This window comes from Gordonia sp. NPDC003585, from assembly GCF_040610755.1.
In the GTDB taxonomy this organism is placed as follows: Bacteria; Actinomycetota; Actinomycetes; order Mycobacteriales; family Mycobacteriaceae; genus Gordonia.
In genome coordinates this window covers 48,429-65,998 of sequence record NZ_JBEXMX010000019.1, presented here as the reverse complement: position 1 = coordinate 65,998, position 17,570 = coordinate 48,429, and the positions used below count along the sequence as shown (strand labels likewise).

General features: G+C 65.8%; 17 protein-coding genes. 10 read left to right on the top strand and 7 right to left on the bottom strand.

Features of this window, described 5'->3' with window-relative positions; genetic code table 11:
• A partial coding sequence (locus ABZW74_RS07455; protein ID WP_355275305.1) for a maleylpyruvate isomerase N-terminal domain-containing protein occupies positions 1–338 on the bottom strand: 338 nt, incomplete at its 3' end.
• Between the two features lie 63 nt (positions 339–401).
• Here ABZW74_RS07455 and ABZW74_RS07450 point away from each other — a divergent pair.
• Together ABZW74_RS07450 and ABZW74_RS07445 are read left to right on the top strand one after the other, a co-directional pair.
• Complete coding sequence (locus tag ABZW74_RS07450) at positions 402–845, top strand: helix-turn-helix domain-containing protein (protein WP_355275303.1); 444 nt, start codon at positions 402–404, stop codon at positions 843–845.
• Positions 842–1,180, top strand: a complete 339-nt coding sequence (locus tag ABZW74_RS07445) for a HepT-like ribonuclease domain-containing protein (protein ID WP_240862134.1) — start codon at positions 842–844, stop codon at positions 1,178–1,180. The genes ABZW74_RS07450 and ABZW74_RS07445 overlap by 4 nt, the downstream gene beginning before the upstream one ends.
• 40 nt (positions 1,181–1,220) lie before the next feature.
• On the opposite strand, the gene ABZW74_RS07440 is transcribed toward ABZW74_RS07445, so the two are convergent.
• Positions 1,221–1,964 carry an arylmalonate decarboxylase gene (locus tag ABZW74_RS07440; RefSeq protein ID WP_240862135.1) on the bottom strand — a complete coding sequence of 248 codons (744 nt, stop codon included), beginning with the start codon at positions 1,962–1,964 and terminating at the stop codon, positions 1,221–1,223.
• A complete protein-coding gene (locus ABZW74_RS07435; RefSeq protein ID WP_240862137.1) occupies positions 1,961–2,521 on the bottom strand; it encodes a TetR/AcrR family transcriptional regulator in 561 nt (186 codons plus the stop codon). The genes ABZW74_RS07440 and ABZW74_RS07435 overlap by 4 nt, the downstream gene beginning before the upstream one ends.
• A 90-nt stretch (positions 2,522–2,611) precedes the next feature.
• Between ABZW74_RS07435 and ABZW74_RS07430 the strand changes: the two genes are divergently transcribed.
• Positions 2,612–3,499, top strand: coding sequence for a DUF4437 domain-containing protein (locus ABZW74_RS07430; RefSeq protein ID WP_355275300.1), 888 nt, complete (start codon positions 2,612–2,614; stop codon positions 3,497–3,499).
• Positions 3,500–3,647: 148 nt separating this feature from the next.
• The gene (locus ABZW74_RS07425; protein WP_355275298.1) at positions 3,648–4,985 is read left to right on the top strand and encodes a diacylglycerol kinase family protein; all 1,338 of its coding nucleotides are present in this window, start codon (positions 3,648–3,650) and stop codon (positions 4,983–4,985) included.
• Here ABZW74_RS07425 and ABZW74_RS07420 read toward each other — a convergent pair.
• Positions 4,964–6,229, bottom strand: a complete 1,266-nt coding sequence (locus tag ABZW74_RS07420) for an amino acid permease (RefSeq protein WP_308221089.1) — start codon at positions 6,227–6,229, stop codon at positions 4,964–4,966. The genes ABZW74_RS07425 and ABZW74_RS07420 overlap by 22 nt on opposite strands.
• Before the next feature lie 378 nt (positions 6,230–6,607).
• Here ABZW74_RS07420 and ABZW74_RS07415 point away from each other — a divergent pair, with 378 nt between their 5' ends.
• The 5 genes from ABZW74_RS07415 (at position 6,608) to ABZW74_RS07395 (ending at position 13,031) form a co-directional block, all read left to right on the top strand.
• Positions 6,608–9,328, top strand: coding sequence for a cation-transporting P-type ATPase (locus tag ABZW74_RS07415; RefSeq protein WP_355275296.1), 2,721 nt, complete (start codon positions 6,608–6,610; stop codon positions 9,326–9,328).
• Positions 9,329–9,352: 24 nt separating this feature from the next.
• On the top strand, positions 9,353–10,333 hold the full coding sequence (locus ABZW74_RS07410) for a pseudouridine synthase (protein WP_355275294.1): 981 nt from the start codon (positions 9,353–9,355) through the stop codon (positions 10,331–10,333).
• 12 nt (positions 10,334–10,345) lie between these two features.
• On the top strand, positions 10,346–10,699 hold the full coding sequence (locus ABZW74_RS07405; RefSeq protein ID WP_240862146.1) for a Fe-S protein: 354 nt from the start codon (positions 10,346–10,348) through the stop codon (positions 10,697–10,699).
• A 115-nt stretch (positions 10,700–10,814) separates the two neighbouring features.
• Entirely contained in the window at positions 10,815–11,255 is a 441-nt protein-coding gene (locus ABZW74_RS07400) for a hypothetical protein (protein ID WP_355275291.1), read from the top strand.
• A 297-nt stretch (positions 11,256–11,552) separates the two neighbouring features.
• Entirely contained in the window at positions 11,553–13,031 is a 1,479-nt protein-coding gene (locus ABZW74_RS07395; protein ID WP_240862151.1) for a cytochrome P450, read from the top strand.
• Positions 13,032–13,123: 92 nt separating this feature from the next.
• Here ABZW74_RS07395 and ABZW74_RS07390 read toward each other — a convergent pair whose 3' ends face one another.
• Together ABZW74_RS07390 and ABZW74_RS07385 are read right to left on the bottom strand one after the other, a co-directional pair.
• Complete coding sequence (locus tag ABZW74_RS07390) at positions 13,124–14,095, bottom strand: arabinofuranosidase (protein ID WP_355275314.1); 972 nt, start codon at positions 14,093–14,095, stop codon at positions 13,124–13,126.
• Between the two features lie 64 nt (positions 14,096–14,159).
• Complete coding sequence (locus ABZW74_RS07385; RefSeq protein ID WP_355275289.1) at positions 14,160–14,690, bottom strand: putative immunity protein; 531 nt, start codon at positions 14,688–14,690, stop codon at positions 14,160–14,162.
• 298 nt (positions 14,691–14,988) lie between these two features.
• Between ABZW74_RS07385 and ABZW74_RS07380 the strand changes: the two genes are divergently transcribed.
• A complete protein-coding gene (locus ABZW74_RS07380; protein WP_240862155.1) occupies positions 14,989–16,617 on the top strand; it encodes a cation:proton antiporter family protein in 1,629 nt (542 codons plus the stop codon).
• 534 nt (positions 16,618–17,151) lie between these two features.
• Here the strand turns inward: ABZW74_RS07380 and ABZW74_RS07375 are convergent.
• On the bottom strand, positions 17,152–17,568 hold the full coding sequence (locus tag ABZW74_RS07375) for a type II toxin-antitoxin system VapC family toxin (protein ID WP_240862157.1): 417 nt from the start codon (positions 17,566–17,568) through the stop codon (positions 17,152–17,154).
• Positions 17,569–17,570: the final 2 nt, after the last annotated feature.

Here is a 17,570-nt window from a genome sequence, read left to right as displayed (position 1 = left end):
GTCTGGTCCGCCGGCCACCACGACCAGCACGGCTCGTCGTCGGCTCGGCGTTCGAGCTGGTCGAGCAGTGCAGCGGTCGCCTCGGCCCGCAGCGGAAGCATTGCCGCGACCGTGTCGGGACGGGCGGGCTTCGCGGCCTCGACGGCCTCGAGTTCGGCCCCGTCGAGAACTCCCCGACCCAGGATCTCTGCCCAGAAGACATGAACGTTGACCAAGTGCCACAGCAAGTCCGCCGCCGACCACTCAGGACACGTGGGACACGGCGCGTCCGGATTCACATCGGAGAGCACCTCGGCGAACCGCTCTGATTCGGCGGCAATGACAGCAAGCCGATCCATCTGCCCGTCGTGACACAACTTTGATCTGGAGCAGGGGTTATATCATGCGATATTATGGCACGCGTGGCCAATCAGATTCGAGAGCTGCGGGAAGCCGCCGGGTTGAGTCAAGCCGAACTCGCCCGACGATCGGGCGTTGCCCAGCCGAACATCGCAGCGTACGAGTCTGGAAGACGCCGCGCGTCGGAGGAGATGATCGAACGATTGCGGGCGTCGGCGCGGCCACTTCCGCACGAGGCGTTGGCAACGCACCGAGTCGAGCTCAGGGAGCTCGCCGAAGAGTTCGGCCTCAGTAACGCCCGCGTGTTCGGCTCGGCCGCCCGCGGCACCGATCGGCCGGGCAGCGTCCTCGACCTTCTTGTCACTCGTTCGGAAGGTACCGGCCTTCTCACTCTCGCCGCGTTCGCGGTCGCCGCCGGTGAACTACTCGGTGTTGAGGTGGATGTGGTGTCGGACGGTGGCCTTCGCCCCGACCACGACATTCTCGCCACCGCGGTTGCAATATGAATTCCCGTGACGCATCAATTCTGCGAGAGATCGTTCGACTCTGCGGCATTGGGGCCCACCTGGTCGCGCGTGGTCACGAGTGGTACACGGGAGACGTCGACAACGTACCGGGACTCGCCGCGGAGTCGCTGATCGTGAAGATCGGTGAGAACGTCGCCCGACTCAGCGCCGAAACCACCGAAGCGCATCCCGAAGTGCCGTGGTCGCTGATCAAACCGATGCGAGATCGCCTCGCGCACCACTACGACGGAACCGACTACGGCGCGGTCTGGGATACCCTCGTCGTCGACCTGCCGGCGATCAGCGACTACCTCCGACCTCTGCGTCAGCGCTAGCAGGAACACACACCCTAGGCCGAAGGAAGTACTCTTCGAATCAGTACTCGCGCAACAACTGTCCGCACCCCTTGACCTGGTCGGCGATGCCGTGATCGCGAAGCGCGTGCCACAGGGTTGCGGAGTTGATGGCGACCACCGGCTTGCCCAGTTCGGCTTCGAGTTCGTCGGCGAGCCCGACGAACGAGAGGTTGGTGCCCACCTGGACGATGGCGTCGACGTCGGGTCCGTCGAGTTCGGCGACCACCTCGCGTAGCCGGGGCACATCGACGCGGGCGATGTCCATCGCAGTGCGACAACGCAATCCGGTGATGGCGGCGACATCGAAGCCCGCTTCGGTGAAGAACCGGCCGACCTCGACGTCGGCGATCGGCTGGTACGGCGAGAACACCGCGATACGACGTGCACCGAGTGTCTCGAGGGCTGCGCGGCACGAGCTGGCCCCGGTGGTGACGGGCAGTCCGGTCCGATCGCGAAGCCGCTGCTCGAACGCCGCGTTTCCGTCGACGCCACCCCAGAAGGTCTCCGCAGACATCCCCATGACCATTCGGTCGGGCTCCGCGGTGAGGACGTCGCGCACCGCGTCGTCGATGGAGGCGCGAATCTGTCCGAGCAGCGCCTCGAATCCCGCGTTGTCGTCCATCACCGGATGCGGGATGTACATCGAACCGGCCCGGAACGCGACACCGTCGATGTCGCTGCGCCAATAGTCGTGTTCCACAACGGTATTGGTACTCGGAACGATCACTCCGAACACAGCCCGTGAGCCGACGACGTTGGTCATGACACCTCTATTCCAGCGAAATGAAGATCGACCGCGCGGTGTGCGCGGGATCTGTTGGGCTGCCGGCCCAGCAGTAGGGCGTCGACAAGTAGTGGGGAGACGACGGCGGTCACCGCGTCGTCGGCGAGTATCCGCACCAGGCCACTGCTGCGGGCGATCGATTGGAAAGGGGCGAGCAGGTCGTCGACGTAGCGCTGACGAAGATCGACCGCAGCCGAGTCGGTGGCCGCCAACGCGGCGAGAGCTTGCAGGAAGGCACCAACAGGCTTGTCCCGCAGGCGATCACACAGTGCGTCGACCTCCGCGTGCAGATCCTGCACCGGGTCGCCGGTGTGGGTCTGCGCGGGTGTCGGCGCGACGTCGATCAACGCCGACAGCACGTCGATCGGCGTCGCCCAGTGGCGGTAGATGGTGGAGCGTGACACCCCGGTCACCTGATGCAACCGCTGAGCCGTGAGCGCGGCGGCCCCCTCGATGAGCAGGAGGTCGAGTGCCGCGGTCAGCACCACCTCGGTCGTGTCGGCGGCGGGTCCCGCCGGTCGTCCTGTCTTGGTCACGGATTTAACGATACATGTTGCACCGTTAATCGGATACCGATACAGTTTGGATCGTTAACTCCTTACCGACCGAACACATGGGGGGTTCCGATGCGACCACATGTCGAGACCATCGACGAACGCGATCTGCTGTGGCACATCGCAGAATTCGAGCACGCCACCGGGACCGCGAAGCAACGCAACCTGTGCTACGACGAGGAGGACGGCTCCGCGTCGCTCAAGGTGCACTTCACCAGCGACTGGTCGCGCCCGGCCAGCGTGCATTCGGCGGAGACCGAGTGGTATGTGCTGTCCGGCGAGGTGACGATCGGTGACACCGTGCTGGGCCCAGAGGGCTACTGGCACGCGCCGATCGGTGTCTGGACGCCGCCGATCACGGTGACGGAGGGCACCGAGATCCTGCTGTGGCGCGAGTTCGGCGACTGGACGTTCGAGCCCCGCGACTCCGATCTCGCATCGGTCCGCGCCGATCAGCAGCTGATCGTGCTGCCGACCGCCGACATACCGTGGATCGACGTCAAGGACGGCAGCCCGATGCGCTTCGACCTCGGCGGCACGCCGGTACCCGGCCTGTACATCAAGCTGCTCCACCGCGACGAGAAGACCGGCTTCTACACGCGTCTGATCAAGGCGAAGCCCGGGTGGCGCGAACACCCCCTCGCCCACCACCCATGCAGCGAGGAGGCGTACTGCCTCGAAGGCGGATTCGAGTACAGCTTCGGCACGATGTGGCCCGGCACCTACTTCTGGCGTCCGGCCTTTGTCCGGCACGGCGACTTCACCGCGCACCACGAGCTCGGCTGCACCTGGATTCTGCGGTCCGACAAGGACCTCGTCGACTGGTACACCGAGGACGCCAAGATCGAGATGCTCGGCACCCCGACCAACTGGGGCGAGGGCTACCCGCACACGGCTGCACCCCGCCCGGTGCAGCCGGTCCGCTCCCGCAGCATCGGACCCTGGGCGGATCCCACCTAATCAGTGACAGCTGACGTGCGGGCCGCCGAACCGAGTCCGACGGCCCGCATCCGTCCGCCACCACCGGAAATGTGACACGATCACCGGTGGCCGCGATCACCGGCCGTGGGACGGAACGGGGTGAACGATGGTGAGCATCGAACGTCGAGTGAGTGCAGTGATCGCTCTGGTCGGTGTCTCCGCGGTCGGTGTTCTGCTCATCGCCTTCCTGATCCGGAGTGGTCTCTCGGTCCTGATCGGCCTGATCGGCTTCGCCATCACCGTCGCCGGGGCATGGTGGGTGATCACCGAGCGTGCCGTTCGGCGGATTCTGGGCGCCGTCGCGATCGTCGTCGGCCTGATCATCATCGCTCTCGGACTGGCCCACGTGGTGTCGACCACCGACGGAATGGCCTTCCGCCTGTTCATCGCCATTCTCATCCTGGCCATTTCGACCGCGGCAGCGCGTTACGCGCTCGCGCCGACGATTCGGGAGTTGACTTCGGCAGTCCCCCAGGCGGCACGGCGCCCCGAAAAGCCCGTCCTCATCTGCAATCCGAAGTCCGGGGACGGGAAGGTCGAGCGTTTCGGCGTGGTCGCCGCAGCCCACGAGTTGGGTGTCGAGACGATCATCCTCGGCCCCGACGACGACCTCGAGCAGCTGGCGCGCGACGCCGTGGCCCGCGGCGCGGACTGCCTGGGCATGGCCGGCGGTGACGGATCGCAAGCCCTCGTCGCATCGGTGGCCATCGAGCACGACATCCCGTTCGTCTGTGTCAGCGCCGGGACCCGCAACCATTTCGCGCTCGACCTCGGACTCGATCGCGAGGACCCACTGTCGACCCTCCGGGCATTCACCGACGGGATCGAACGTCGCGTAGACTACGCCACCGTCAACGATCGCCTGTTCGTCAACAATGTGTCGCTGGGCGTGTATGCGACTGTCGTCCAGCAGAATTCCTATCGCGCCGACAAGGCCGGCACCGCAGCAGCGATGCTGCCCGAACTGCTCGGCAGCACCGCGGAACCCTTCGACCTGCAATTCACCACCCCGTCCGGCCAAGAAGTGGATGGCGCGTTCATGATCCTGGTGTCCAACAATCCCTACGCTGCGACCTTCTCACCTGACAGCGCGACGCGGCGGCGCATGGACACCGGCCAACTCGGGGTGATCGCGGTGTCGACGGCGACGAGTGCCGACGCGGTGCGCCTGATGACGATGTCGGCGATCGGTTTTCGCAAGGCGAGCCCGTTCTGGCACGAATTCACCACGGAGAGCCTGGAGATTCGGGCCCGGAGCGGTCGAGCCTTCGCCGGCGTCGACGGCGAGGCCCTGGATCTACCGACGCCGATGCACTTCCAGATTCACCCCGAGGGGCTGCGACTGCGCGTGCCTTCAGAGAACAGCATTGCGGCGGCCCGTCGGCAAGCGCGGGACGTGAGCGCTCGCGCGTTGCTTCAGGTTGCCGCAGGGCACCAACCGGATCAGGTTCGACGAACTGCGTAGATCACAGCGCCCACCGCAACGGCCGCGACTCCCGTCAGCACCGCCGATCCCGGCAAGGTGAAGGCCAACACCACGCAACCTCCACAACCGACAGCGGGTATCACTCTGCGGGGTATCAGTCTGCGGGGCATCAGTCTGCGGGGCCGGCCCGCCTCGGACGGGAGCGTCCAGGCGCAAGCATTGGCGATCGCGTAGTAGAGCAGCACTCCGAAAGACGAAAACCCGATCGCCGCCGAGAGGTCGGCGAACGCCGCCACGGCGGCTACCACCGCACCCACCACGAGCTCCGCGTGATGCGGGACGTGGAATCGCGGATGCACCGCCGACAGTGCACGCGGAAAGTGCCCGTCACGCGCCATCGCCAGCGTCGTGCGCGACACCCCGAGCATAAGCGCAAGCAACGACCCCACGGCTGCCACCACGGCCCCCACGCGGACGACGGGCTCGAGCCAGTCGGCCCCGGCCGCATGCACCACCGCCGCCAAGGGTACGTCGGCGGAGGCGAGCGCTGCCGGACCCAAGACCATCAGTGCGGCGGCCGCGACCGCGGCGTACACGACGAGGGTGATGGCGAGAGCCAATGCGATCGCACGGGGGATTGTGCGCCGTGGATCGCGCACTTCCTCGCCGAGGGTGGCGATCCGCGCATAGCCTGCGAACGCGAAGAACAGCAGACCTGCGCCCTGCAGGATGCCGCCCACAGTGACGTCGGAGTTCGGAAGGAGCAGCGAAGGATCCGCTGCTCCAGAGCCCAACGCCGAGACCACCACTCCGGCCAGGATTGCGAGCACCACTGCCACGATGATGCGCGTCGCGAACGCCGAGCGCTGCACCCCGCAATAGTTCACCGCGGTCACCACGATCACCGACACCGCGGCAACCGCATGCGCGTACTCGGGCCACGCGTAGGTGCCGACCGTCAGCGCCATGGCCGCGCACGATGCGGTCTTGCCGACCACGAAACTCCACCCGGCGAGATATCCCCAGAATTCGCCGAGCCGTTCCCGTCCGTACACATAGGTCCCGCCCGAAACGGGGTAGCGCGCGGCCAATCTCGCCGACGATGTGGCATTGCAGTATGCGACCACCGCAGCCACGAGAAGTCCGATCAGCAGTCCTGACCCAGCGGCCTGAGCGGCCGGAGCGAGGACCGCGAAAACGCCCGCACCCAGCATCGACCCCAGACCGACCAGCACCGCATCGCCAACTCCCAGGCTGCGCCGCAACTCTCCACCCGCAGTCACTGTCCCCGCCTCCGTTGCAACTGAAGTCGACCCCTGGATCGAAAGCCTAGTCGGACACCTCGTCCGCGAGCGCGTTCCCGCCATCGTGACCTCCCATCACCCGTGGTGGCGGGAGTCGCGCCTTCTGGGTTGTGCAGTAAGACCCGCTGGGGAGCAGTCAGATAACAGCAGAACCAGCGAAAGTGAACGACTCAGGACTCTGAGCAGGGCGGCGCCGGCGACATTACGCGACTGGCATGGTCTCATCCGGTCCGAGTGAGAAGTGTCTGCGGCCCACCGATCGTGACCGATGTTGTGCATCATGATTCCGTGCCACACGGACCACTGCCGCCCGGTGCCAGCGGTCCGGTCAGCGCAACATCGAGAGGATGCACGAGAATGACCGCCGCCAGCGATGCCCCCACCCACCAGCACCAGCCATATCTGCTCAAGGCAGCCGCCGTGACGGACCAGGCGGGCGTCAACCCCGAACTCGGTCTGATCGCAACCGACGCGGCAGCACGTCTGGACCAATACGGGCCGAATCAAGTGACCGCCGAAACGCCTCCCACGCTGTGGGCGGTGTCCCGCGGTCAACTCGCGAACCCGATGAACATCATGCTGCTCATCGTGGCGGTCGCAAGCTTCGCGATCGGACAGTTCGCGACCGGGTTCGTGGTGGCGTTCCTGGTCGGATTCAACGTGGTGATGGGCACCCGACAGGAGATGAAGGCCCAGGCCAGCGTCGATGCCCTGGCACATCTTCAAGTGCCGCAAGCCCGTGTGCGGCGTGACGGCCAGGTCGCCGAGGTGGCGGCTGCAGACCTCGTTCCCGGCGACGTCGTGCTCGTCGAAGCGGGCGACTTGGTGCCCGCCGACGGTCGGCTCATCACGTCGGCCACCTTGGAGGTGCAGGAAGCCGCGCTGACCGGCGAAAGCGCACCCGTCGCCAAGGATCCGGCGGTCATCGACGCCGATGAGGTCGCGCTCGGCGACCGCACCAACATGGTGTTCCAGAACACCCAGGTCACCCGAGGGTCCGCTGTTTTCGTGGTCACCTCCACCGGCGCGTCGACCCAGATGGGCCAGATCGCCGACATGGTCACGGCCACCAAACGCACCCGATCTCCGCTCCAGCGTGAGCTCGACGGGATGACCAAGGTCTTCGGGTTCCTCGCGTGGGGAGCTGTCGCCGTGATCGGCATCGTTGGAATCGCGCGCGGGCAGGATGGCGAAACCCTTGCTCTGCTGTGCATCTCGACCGCGATCGCGTCGATCCCGACCGGCCTGCCAACCTTTGTGCAGACGATGCTGTCCTCTGGCGCACAACACCTGGCCGAGGAGAAGGCAGTGGTGAAGTCGCTCGCCGACGTCGAAACCCTGGGCGGGACCACTGTCATCAACTCCGACAAGACCGGCACTCTCACCATGAACGCCATGACGGTCACCTCGCTCTACGCGGGCGACCAATGGTTCACGGTGGAAGGATCGGGCTACTCCAAGACGGGCGCAATCCTCGGCGCCGCAGGCACATTGCCAGACTTCACGCCCCTCGCTTTGGGCCTGGCCCTGTGTTCGGATGCCACCGTCGCCGACGACGGTTCGGTGATCGGCGATCCCACCGAGGCGGCGCTGGTCGTGCTCGCGGCGAAGATGAGCGTGGACGCCGAGACCACGCGTCGAACGATTCCCCGGTTGACCGAGGTCCCCTTCGACTCGGACTACAAGTTCATGGCCACCTTCCACGACCGGCCCCCGCAGCTGACCAGCACGGTGGTCGACGATCCGCACTTCGTGGTCGTCAAAGGTGGCCCCGACGTCGTCCTCGATCGGTGTTCTGCGGCGCTGCGCCACGGCGAGATCGTGCCGGTCGAGGACATGCGCCAGAAGATCCTCGACGCCAACCGGGAACTCTCCGAGAAGGGTCTGCGGGTGCTCGCATTTGCGGCGAAAGGCCTCGACGACGCCGGAATACAAGCGGCACAGGACGATCCGATGGCGGCGGTCGCCGACCTCGTGCTTGTCGGGCTCGTCGGCATCATCGATCCCCTGCGCACCGAGGCCACCGACGCGGTTCACACCGCTCTCGGTGCCGGCATCGACGTCCGCATGATCACCGGCGACCACACGATCACCGCCCGCGCGATCGCCGACCAGCTCGGCTTGGGCCCGGGCGTCATCACCGGCACCGACCTCCAACGCCTCGACGACAACAAGGTCAAGGAAAAGCTCCCCGACCTGCATGTCTTCGGGCGCGTCGCCCCGGAGGACAAGCTCCGCCTGGCCCGCCTGATGCAGGAGCAGGGCGACATCGTCGCGATGACCGGCGACGCGGTGAACGACGCCGCCGCTCTCAAGCAGGCCGATATCGGCGTCGCGATGGGCAGTGGCTCCGAGGTCTCCAAACAGGCCGCGAAGATCGTGCTGACCGACGACAACTTCGCGACTCTGGTGCGCGCGGTGGAACTCGGCCGCGACATCTACCGCCGGATCTCCTCCTACATCAGGCTCCAGCTGACAATTCTGTCGTCGGTACTGCAGCTGATGGTGTTCGCGACGATCCTCAACATCAACGGCGGCGTCGCGATGCTGCCGATGCAGCTGCTCTTCTGCAAGTTCTTCGTGGTGGTCACCGTGGTCGTCGGATTCATCGTCGACGTACCCGATCCGGGCGTGATGGAGCGCCCGCCGCGCGCACCGGGCACCAAGATCGTCAACGGCGCCCAGATCGCCCGGTGGGTGGCCAGCGGCTTCCTCATCGCCGCCTCCGCGCTGGCCGTGCTCCAGTGGGGTCCCGACGAGCCGTCCGCCGACGCCGGGTCGTCGTCGATGACGATGGCATTTGCGGTGGTGGCGCTCAGCGGCGTCAACCTCGGCGTGATCATGCGGCGAGAGAAGCAGGCACCGTGGACGCAGCCGATGTTCCCGTACTTCGGGTGGCTCATTGCCGGCTGGTCGCTCACCTGGGCGGCCGTCGAACTCGGCATGCTCCAGCGTCTGCTCGACACCGTCTCGCTCACTGGCGGACAGTGGTTGGTGGTGGTGGGACTGTCGTTGATCGCACCGGCTTTCGTCGGTGTCGACAAGGCCATCACGATGCGGAAACTCACCGACAGGTGACATCGCAGGTCGGCGGACGATGCGATGATCGTGTCCATGCCGATGCCCGCGCCTCTTCCCGTCCGGGACGGCGTCGGGCCGACACGCCTGCGCGTTCCCGCATCTGGACCGTGGGCCACGCTCGCTGAGTACGTGGTGGCCAAATTCGACCACCTCGACGCCGACGAACTGTTCCGCCGGTTCGATGCCGGTGAGATCGTGGGTGCCGACGGCACACCGATCGCCCGCGAGACTCCTTTGGGCGCACACACGTTCATCTGGTATTACCGGGATCTGCCCGCCGAGGAACCCGTGCCGTTTCACGAAGAGATCCTGCATGCCGACGACGACCTCGTCGTGATCGACAAGCCACACTTCTTGCCGACGACGCCCGGCGGCCGGTACCTGCGCGAATCGGCGCTCGTCCGGCTGCGCATCCGCCTCGACAACCCCGATCTGACACCGATCCATCGACTCGACCGTGCGACGGCGGGCCTGGTGATGTTCTCCGCCCGACCGGCCACACGCGGCGCCTACCAATCGCTCTTCGAGAAGCGACAGGTGGCCAAGGTGTACGAGGCGGTGTCGGCCCGGCCGCCGGACTGGGACCCCGACCGTCCGATGCTGGCCGGACGGCCCCTTCCGCTGGTCTATCGCAATCACATCGAGGCACGACGCGGCGAGTTGCGCGTCGTCGTCGACGAGTCACGAGTGCCCAACTCGGAAACGGAGGTCGACGTGCTCGGTTACGGAGTGAGCGCGTCGGGACGGGCTGTGCTGCATACGATTCTGCGCCCGCACACCGGGCGGATGCACCAGTTGCGCGTGCATTTGGCGGCGCTCGGGGCGAGCATCCTGGGTGATCGGTGGTACCCGGATCTCCTACCCGAAGAGCCCGACGATCACTCACTCCCCCTCCAGTTGCTGGCTCGGCAAGTGGACTTCACCGACCCGCTGTCGGGGGCGCCCCGGCGATTCGTCACACATCGCACACTCAGCGAGGCGCCCATGCGCCCAACACCGTGAAATCCTGACACCATGGATGTACTACGCAGCGTCGTCGTGCTTGTGCACATCGTCGGTTTCGCGATCACCTTCGGCGCGCTCGTCGCCGAGGCAGTTGCGGCGCGCTGGCGCTTCACGAAACTGATGGACTACGGCCTGCTGCTATCGCTGATCACAGGGCTCGTCTTGGCCACGCCGTGGCCCGACGGTGTCCATCTCAACTACGTCAAGATCGGTGTGAAGCTGACGATCCTCGTGATTCTCGGTGGAATCCTCGGCATGGGTGCCGCCCGCCAACGCAGGACCGGCGTGGCTGTTCCGCGGCCACTGTTCGTCACCGCCCTGCTGCTGTCGCTGTCGGCTGCAGCCATCGCCGTGATCTGGTGATCGTCGGCGAGTCTGAACGTTTGGCGAATCAACCGCGATCGGCGCCGACCCGTGCTTACCGTGGGGATCCGTACGTGTCGAGGGCGTGCGTCCCAACAACCGAGGAGAAGTCATCGTGTCTGTGAAATCCGTCTGGAAGGGCGCACTCGCCACCGTAGGCGTCGCCGTCGGCGCAACCGCATTGACCATCGGGCTGGCAGCTCCGGCCAACGCGGCGGTCACGTCGGTCAGGATCATGCCCACGGGTCAGACAGTCAGTTCGTCGGACGCGATGGTCGGGACGAGTTGCACGTATGCCGTCAGCGCCAAGGTCACCAATGACCGGCCCGTCACGGTGGTCGCGGCCCGACGGCTGGGCCCCAATCAGGCAGCCACCGTGTTCCTGGCCACCAACAAGCGACCCATGAATGGCATGTTGACCGCCTACTGGACACCCAAGGTGCCGGGCACCTACTACGTGAGCGCCTTCCACTACGGCGACCGCTCACGGCCGCCGATCAAGACGATCAAGGTCGGCTCGGGCATCAACCTCTCCGGCACCTGCATCGTCCTCTGACGCCGTCGGACAGAGCACAACCAATCACCCCCTCCACCCACGGGTGGACATGCAACTCCATCCGTGGGCGGAGCGAGATTCCACCTGCAGCCCGCTGATCCGACCGGACCACCGCATTAGCGTCGATGCCAAGCGCCGCAGAAGTCGGCACCTTGGAAGGAGATCGGCTGTGTGGGTTCTCGTTATCGCCGTGTTCGTGCTTCTCGCTATGGCCGCCCTGCTGCACGATCGCCACGGGCTGGACATGAGGGCGCGAGAGTTCAGCGCCGCCCTGAACGCTCGTGACGCAAGGCGATCATGACCACCTACGACCTCCGAACCACTCTGTCGTTCACGAAGGCACCCCGACGCTGGCACCTCGCGGCCGCCGATTCCCCGTCGGGTATCACCGGTGCTGACGACGACGCCGGTCCGATCGACATTCCCCGTCGCTCCGCTCGCCCGGTCGCCGACGAGCCGGCACCGAACGCACCGGCCACCTACCTGCGGCCGAATACACTCTGGACCTCACTGCAGATCGTCACCCGTCAAGGCGACATGTTCTTCGCCGATGCGGCCGAGCACGGCGACCTGTTGCGCTACAAGTTCCCGGGAGGTCCGAATTCGGTTGCCGTGCTGACCAATCCGTCGCACATCAGGTCGGTCATGACCGCTGACCCGGACATCGCGCCGTCGGCCACCCGGCAGTCGCCGCTGCGGCCGATCGTCGGACCGAATTCCGTTCTCACCTCGATCGGGCCGCGGCATCGTCGTCAACGGACACTGCTCATGCCGCGTTTCCACGGCAAGTCCGTGGCGGCATACCGCGAGAGCATCGAGACCGCGACCGCCACACATATCGACTCTTGGCCCGTCGGCCAACCCATACGGCTCGCCGATATGGCACAACAGCTCACTCTCGACGTCATCATGGCCGCTGTCTTTGGTCTGCCCGACGGTGTCCCGAACACCGAAGCCGAACACGCGCTTCGGTCGTCGATGGTCCGGATGCTTCGGTGGTCCACTCATCCATTGGCGACGGTTGCCCAGTTGGCCAACAGTTTCAACGAGAATCCGGTCGGGATCACCAAGCTCATCTTGCGGCCGGTCGACGCGGCGATCGCCGCGCTGCTGGCCGAACGGCGCGCCGAATCGTCGTCGGTCGAGCGCACCGATATCGCAGCGCTCCTGCTCGCAGCACGGACCGACGATGGTATGCCGTTGCCGGACAGCGAAATCCGCGACGAACTACTCACCCTCGTCCTCGCCGGGCACGAAACCACCGCCAACACCGTCGCCTGGACCTTCGAACGCCTCACCCGTAACCCCGACGTCTACCGCGATGCGCGGGATGCCGCGAGAGCGGGCGACGACGACTACATCGAAGCGTTGCTCAACGAGTCAATGCGCGCGCGGCCGGTGGTACCGCTGGTAGCTCGGGAACTCTTGCAGCCGTGGCAGTTCGGTGCGTATCGCGTTGATCCGGGCACGGTCGCGTTGATCAGTATCCTGTTGCTCCACCACCGCGACGACATCTATCCGCGTCCCTTCGAGTTCACCCCGGAACGCTTCCTCGGCGTCCGGCCCGCGTCGCACACGCTGATGCCGTTCGGCGGCGGCAACCGGCGGTGTCTCGGAGCGACCCTTGCCATGGCCGAGCTCCGGATCGTGGTCACCGAGATCCTGCGTCGCGTGGACCTCGAACTCACCGACCGCGCACCCGAGCGGCCCCGGCACCGCAACGTCACCATGATCTCCCGCGACGGTGGACTGGTGCGCGCCAACGCCATTCGCTGACTCCTTCGCTGACATCCTGGGTCGTACCCGAGAATCTGCGTGCTGCAGCGTACAGATTCTCCGACAGAACACAGAGTGCTACCGACGCGTGGTCAGGCCGGTTGACGCATCACACCGAAGTGCCGCACCGATCCGGACAATCCGGGAAGCAACGTCCTGCTCGACCAGGTACGCATCCCGTCGGTGCTGTCGGAGTAATAGTACTTACCGTCGCGGTACGCGTCGAAATAGATGCGCCACGCGCCGCTGGGCAACTGAACCACAGCCGGCCCCTCGACAAAGGTCCCCCAATTCCCTGGTGGGATAAACCGGTACGGCCCGGCGAGTGATCTGGCGACCGCGTGCTGGATGAACTTCTTGGTCTCGTTCTTGGTGAAGGCGTGATACACCGAGCCGACCTTCACGACGGTGGTGTCGATGTGGTCGGCGCCGATCCCGGCGATCGGGGTCGGGATGCTCCACACGCGGAAGTCGGAGCTGAGCGCCGTCATGAGGTAGGGCACAAAGCCGCCGCCGGTCGACATCGACAGGATGACATGGACTCGCCCGCCTTCCACAAACCATTCGGGCGCCCAGGCCTTGGTGGTGAACGGCGAGAGCGACGGACCGTCGCTGGAGCCTGCCGACCCGGACGAACCCGGCCCGCTCGACGAGCCGAGTCCCTTACCGTCGCCGGTGCCGGGCAGGAACGCGCAACAGAACGGAACCGGATAGTTGTGCATGAACGCCCAGTGGATACGGTCGCGGCTGCGCGCGAAGCCGATGTTCGCGCCATCGACCGTGGTGTAGGTGACGTAGTACCAACCGTCGGCGTTGCGGAAGATGCTGGGGTCACGCACGCGCCCCGACGGCGGCCGATACGCCGGCTTCGCCAGCGGGCTGAACTGGGTGCCATTAGACGACTGGTAGACGTCCATGTAGACGTCGCTGGTGTTGCTGAACCCCACGAGGGTGTAGCGCCAGCCGCTCGGCGCGGCGTTGGCGCCGGGTTGGGTGGCCATCAATCCCGCGACCGCGATCAGCACCGCCGAAACGGCGAGCGCAGCGCCTCGCTTCAATACCATCATCGGTGCAGTATCACCGACAACGACACACCACGCATAACTTTGGCCACACGCGCACCACCTTTTACGCAATCTGTGCCTGGAGCTCACGAATCACATCGCCCAGGATTCCGCGCGACATCAGGCCCGGCCCCAGCGGTCCGGAGGAGTCGCTACCGACCGGCGGAAGCTGCCGCAAGATCGATTGTTCTTCGTCGGTCAACGCCGCCAACTGCCACGCAATCTCGTCGGTCACCGCCTCGGGTCGAGCCGGATTGGCCAACGACATGGCCTTGACCGCGTAGGCGGCCGCGCCCAACGCATGCGCACCCATGTGGGCGACCGAGGCAGCCTGGGCAACCGACCGGGCAGCCGCCGCCCCCTGCGGGGTGGTCGCGGCCTTGGCTGCCTTCACCGCGACAAGTCGCTTCCGGATCTCCTCGGCCGCAGTACTCGACCCGGCACTGAAGGCCCGGGTGCGCACGACCGCATCGCGAATCTGCTCCTGCGCCATCGGTTCGGCGTCGAACATCGGGAGTACGCGTTCGGCGCAGGTCACCGCCCATCGCGCAACGACGCGACGCTCCTCCTCGGTCAAGGTCTGAATCGATGCCACTCACGCACACTCCACCGTCGAACTCCACATGGCAAGCAGTCGGGATTCCCATTCCGGCATCTCCTCGGTGAAGACGGCAGGCAATCCGACGACGCAAGACGGGATTCGATCTCGTCGCGATCTCGACGGCGAGGAAATCGATTGCCTACCCCGACGATCCGCAAAGCGAATGATTTCGCCGCCCGGCAGAGTTCCGCGGATTTCACACGCGCGCACCGCGGATGTCGTGTTTCGATCGCGGACCCGCTTAGGGTGAGGTGGGTCCGCATCACCGCACCGCACACGACAGGACGAACGCATGACGGTGGCCGCCATCTATCTCGTCATCACCTTCGGGCTCGGTGGCCTGGCGATGGTGCTGCGGCTGCCCCCGTTGGTCGGATTCCTGGCGGCCGGCTTCGTTCTCAACGCGATCAACGTCGAAGACCTGCCGCAGTTGGAGACGCTCGCCGACCTCGGGGTCACCCTGCTCCTGTTCGCGATCGGTCTCAAACTCAACGTGCGAACCCTGCTGCGCCGCGAGGTGTGGCTGACGACGTCGGTACATATGCTGTGCAGCGTCGTCCTCGGCGGTGCGCTGATCTGGCTGGCAGCGGTGGCCGGGGTGTCGATGCTGGTCGGACAAAGCCTGCAGACCATAGCCCTGCTGGGCTTCGCGTTGTCATTCTCCAGCACCGTCTTCGTGGTGAAGATCCTCGACGAGCGAGGCGAATCGACCTCCCTCTACGGCCGCGTGTGTATCGGCATCCTGGTGATGCAGGATCTCATCGCCGTGATCTTCCTGACCGCGACCGCCGGGCACGCCCCCAGCCCGTGGGCGCTCACGCTGGTGGGCTTGTGGCCGCTCACGTTGGTGGCACGTCGGGTGTGGGGACGCCTGGGCCACGGCGAGATGCAGTCACTGTTCGGGATCGTGATGGCGTTGGTCCCGGGATACGTCTGGTTCTCGTCGGTCGGCCTCAAGGGCGATCTGGGTGCCCTGATCGTCGGCATGCTGCTCGCGTCGCATCCGGCAGCCACCGAACTGTCCCGGTCGTTGTTCCACATCAAGGAACTGTTGCTGGTGGCGTTCTTCGTGTCGATCGGGCTCACCGGCCTGCCCGACATGCCCACGATCGGCGTCGCCCTTCTGATGATGGTGCTGCTGCCGATCAAGGCGGCCGGCTACACGGCGTTGTTGACGTTGATGAAGCTGCGATACCGGACCGCAATCCTGGCCGGCCTGGGCCTGATGAACTACTCCGAGTTCGGCCTGATCGTCGTCTCGGTCGGGGTGAGTGCTGGGCTCTTGACTCATACATGGCTGGTCGAACTGTCCATTGCCGTCGCTTTGAGCTTCGTCATATCCGCGGTGGTCAACGGCCGTGGGAACCAGCTCGCGGAACGGATCGTCGCGCGCCTGCCCGTCCAAGACGAACACAACCTGCAGCCCGAAGAGCGGCCCGGGGACGCGGGTGACGCCGAGGTCGTCGTCATCGGAATGGGCCGGGTTGGATTTGCCACCTATCAGCGCCTGACCGAGCGGTATCGAATGCGGGTGGTCGGCGTCGACTACGACGAAAGTCGAATCCAGCGACTCACCGACCGAGGCGTCCGGGTCATCGAGGCCGACGCGACCGACCTGGACTTCTGGGTCCGTCTGCGACGTTCTGATTCGGTGCGGCACGCCGTGCTGGCGATGCCGAATCACAGCGCCAACGTCGTCGCGCTCGAATGCCTGCGCAAGTCGGGTTTCAGAGGTCAGGTCGCTTCGGCGGCACGCTATGAAGACGAAGTGCACTGGGCCACCGACAATGGCATCGGCATTGCGTTCAACGTCTACGCGGGCGCCGGGTTGGAGTTGGCCGACCAGGTCGCCGCTGCCGTTGAACCACCACCAGACGAACCCGGGGGCGACCCCGCGGAGGGCGATGCTCCGGAGCGGTGAGAGCGCTCTGCCGCGTCCTTCCCGAGGGTGAGACTGGTCACTCACCCCGGCTCGACGCTCCTCGGATTCGATGCGCGACAACGCTTCTCGACCGCGGAGACGACGCCCTGGGATCACTCAGCCTCGCGGTGCTGTGCCCACTGCCACCGCTATTCGCCTGCGTGACGGTGCTGATGGCCACACGACGCCACGTCGACGCGGACGTCGAGGCCGCGGCACGGTCGTGACTGCGTGACCGACTGGGTTGTCCTCACCAGATTGCTGCCCCACTTGTGACCTGGCCCTGGCGTCAGTCTATGCAGAGCCGTGAAACCCACGGTGCGACAGCGTGTGTCGGCCACGCCTGTGGTCGTCGACGACTCATCGCCGAACGTGTACTGGCGGCCGAGTCGATGACTGAGATCGGGCCCGTGAGGGCGGTCCTCCGGGAATATCCCGGAGCCGGGCACTGAGGAGCCGATCTCAGTCACGCGTCGAGCTGAGCCAGATAGTCGGCGTCGTCAATAGACCGCCGCGATTCGCCCGCGTCACGTTTCACCCCACGATCTCCTCTACCCGCGCACCCACCGCGTCGTAGGTAGGCCGTGCCCGGGCATCGCGCGTGATCAAGACGGCGTCGTTCTCTCGGGCCGCCAATGCGACCAAAGCATCGTAGGTCGCCCCACCGGCTATTCCGAATCGGGCAAGGAGCCGATGAGCCTCGGCCACAACACCTTCGGGGAGCCCAAGCGTCTCGACGAAGTTGTCGTCGATCAGCAGCACCGCATCCGGCGGAGCCACTCGCGCGTCGCCAGGCAGGCGAGTCAGCACTGAATAGGTCTCCAGCAGAGCATGCCCGCTGAGCGCAAGCGGCCGGCCGCCAATCCGGGATCTGACAACTTCATGAGCAGCATGGGAAGCCACGAGAAACGGCACCGCAACGCTTGTGTCGACGGCGAATCGTTGACTCACGC

Coding starts and splice junctions, on each gene's coding strand:
- ABZW74_RS07445 (WP_240862134.1), top strand. CDS start 842: ATGAATTCCCGTGACGCATCAATTCTGCGAGAGATCGTTCGACTCTGC.
- ABZW74_RS07440 (WP_240862135.1), bottom strand. CDS start 1,964: ATGACCAACGTCGTCGGCTCACGGGCTGTGTTCGGAGTGATCGTTCCG.
- ABZW74_RS07430 (WP_355275300.1), top strand. CDS start 2,612: ATGCGACCACATGTCGAGACCATCGACGAACGCGATCTGCTGTGGCAC.
- ABZW74_RS07415 (WP_355275296.1), top strand. CDS start 6,608: ATGACCGCCGCCAGCGATGCCCCCACCCACCAGCACCAGCCATATCTG.
- ABZW74_RS07410 (WP_355275294.1), top strand. CDS start 9,353: ATGATCGTGTCCATGCCGATGCCCGCGCCTCTTCCCGTCCGGGACGGC.
- ABZW74_RS07405 (WP_240862146.1), top strand. CDS start 10,346: ATGGATGTACTACGCAGCGTCGTCGTGCTTGTGCACATCGTCGGTTTC.
- ABZW74_RS07395 (WP_240862151.1), top strand. CDS start 11,553: ATGACCACCTACGACCTCCGAACCACTCTGTCGTTCACGAAGGCACCC.
- ABZW74_RS07390 (WP_355275314.1), bottom strand. CDS start 14,095: ATGGTATTGAAGCGAGGCGCTGCGCTCGCCGTTTCGGCGGTGCTGATC.
- ABZW74_RS07380 (WP_240862155.1), top strand. CDS start 14,989: ATGACGGTGGCCGCCATCTATCTCGTCATCACCTTCGGGCTCGGTGGC.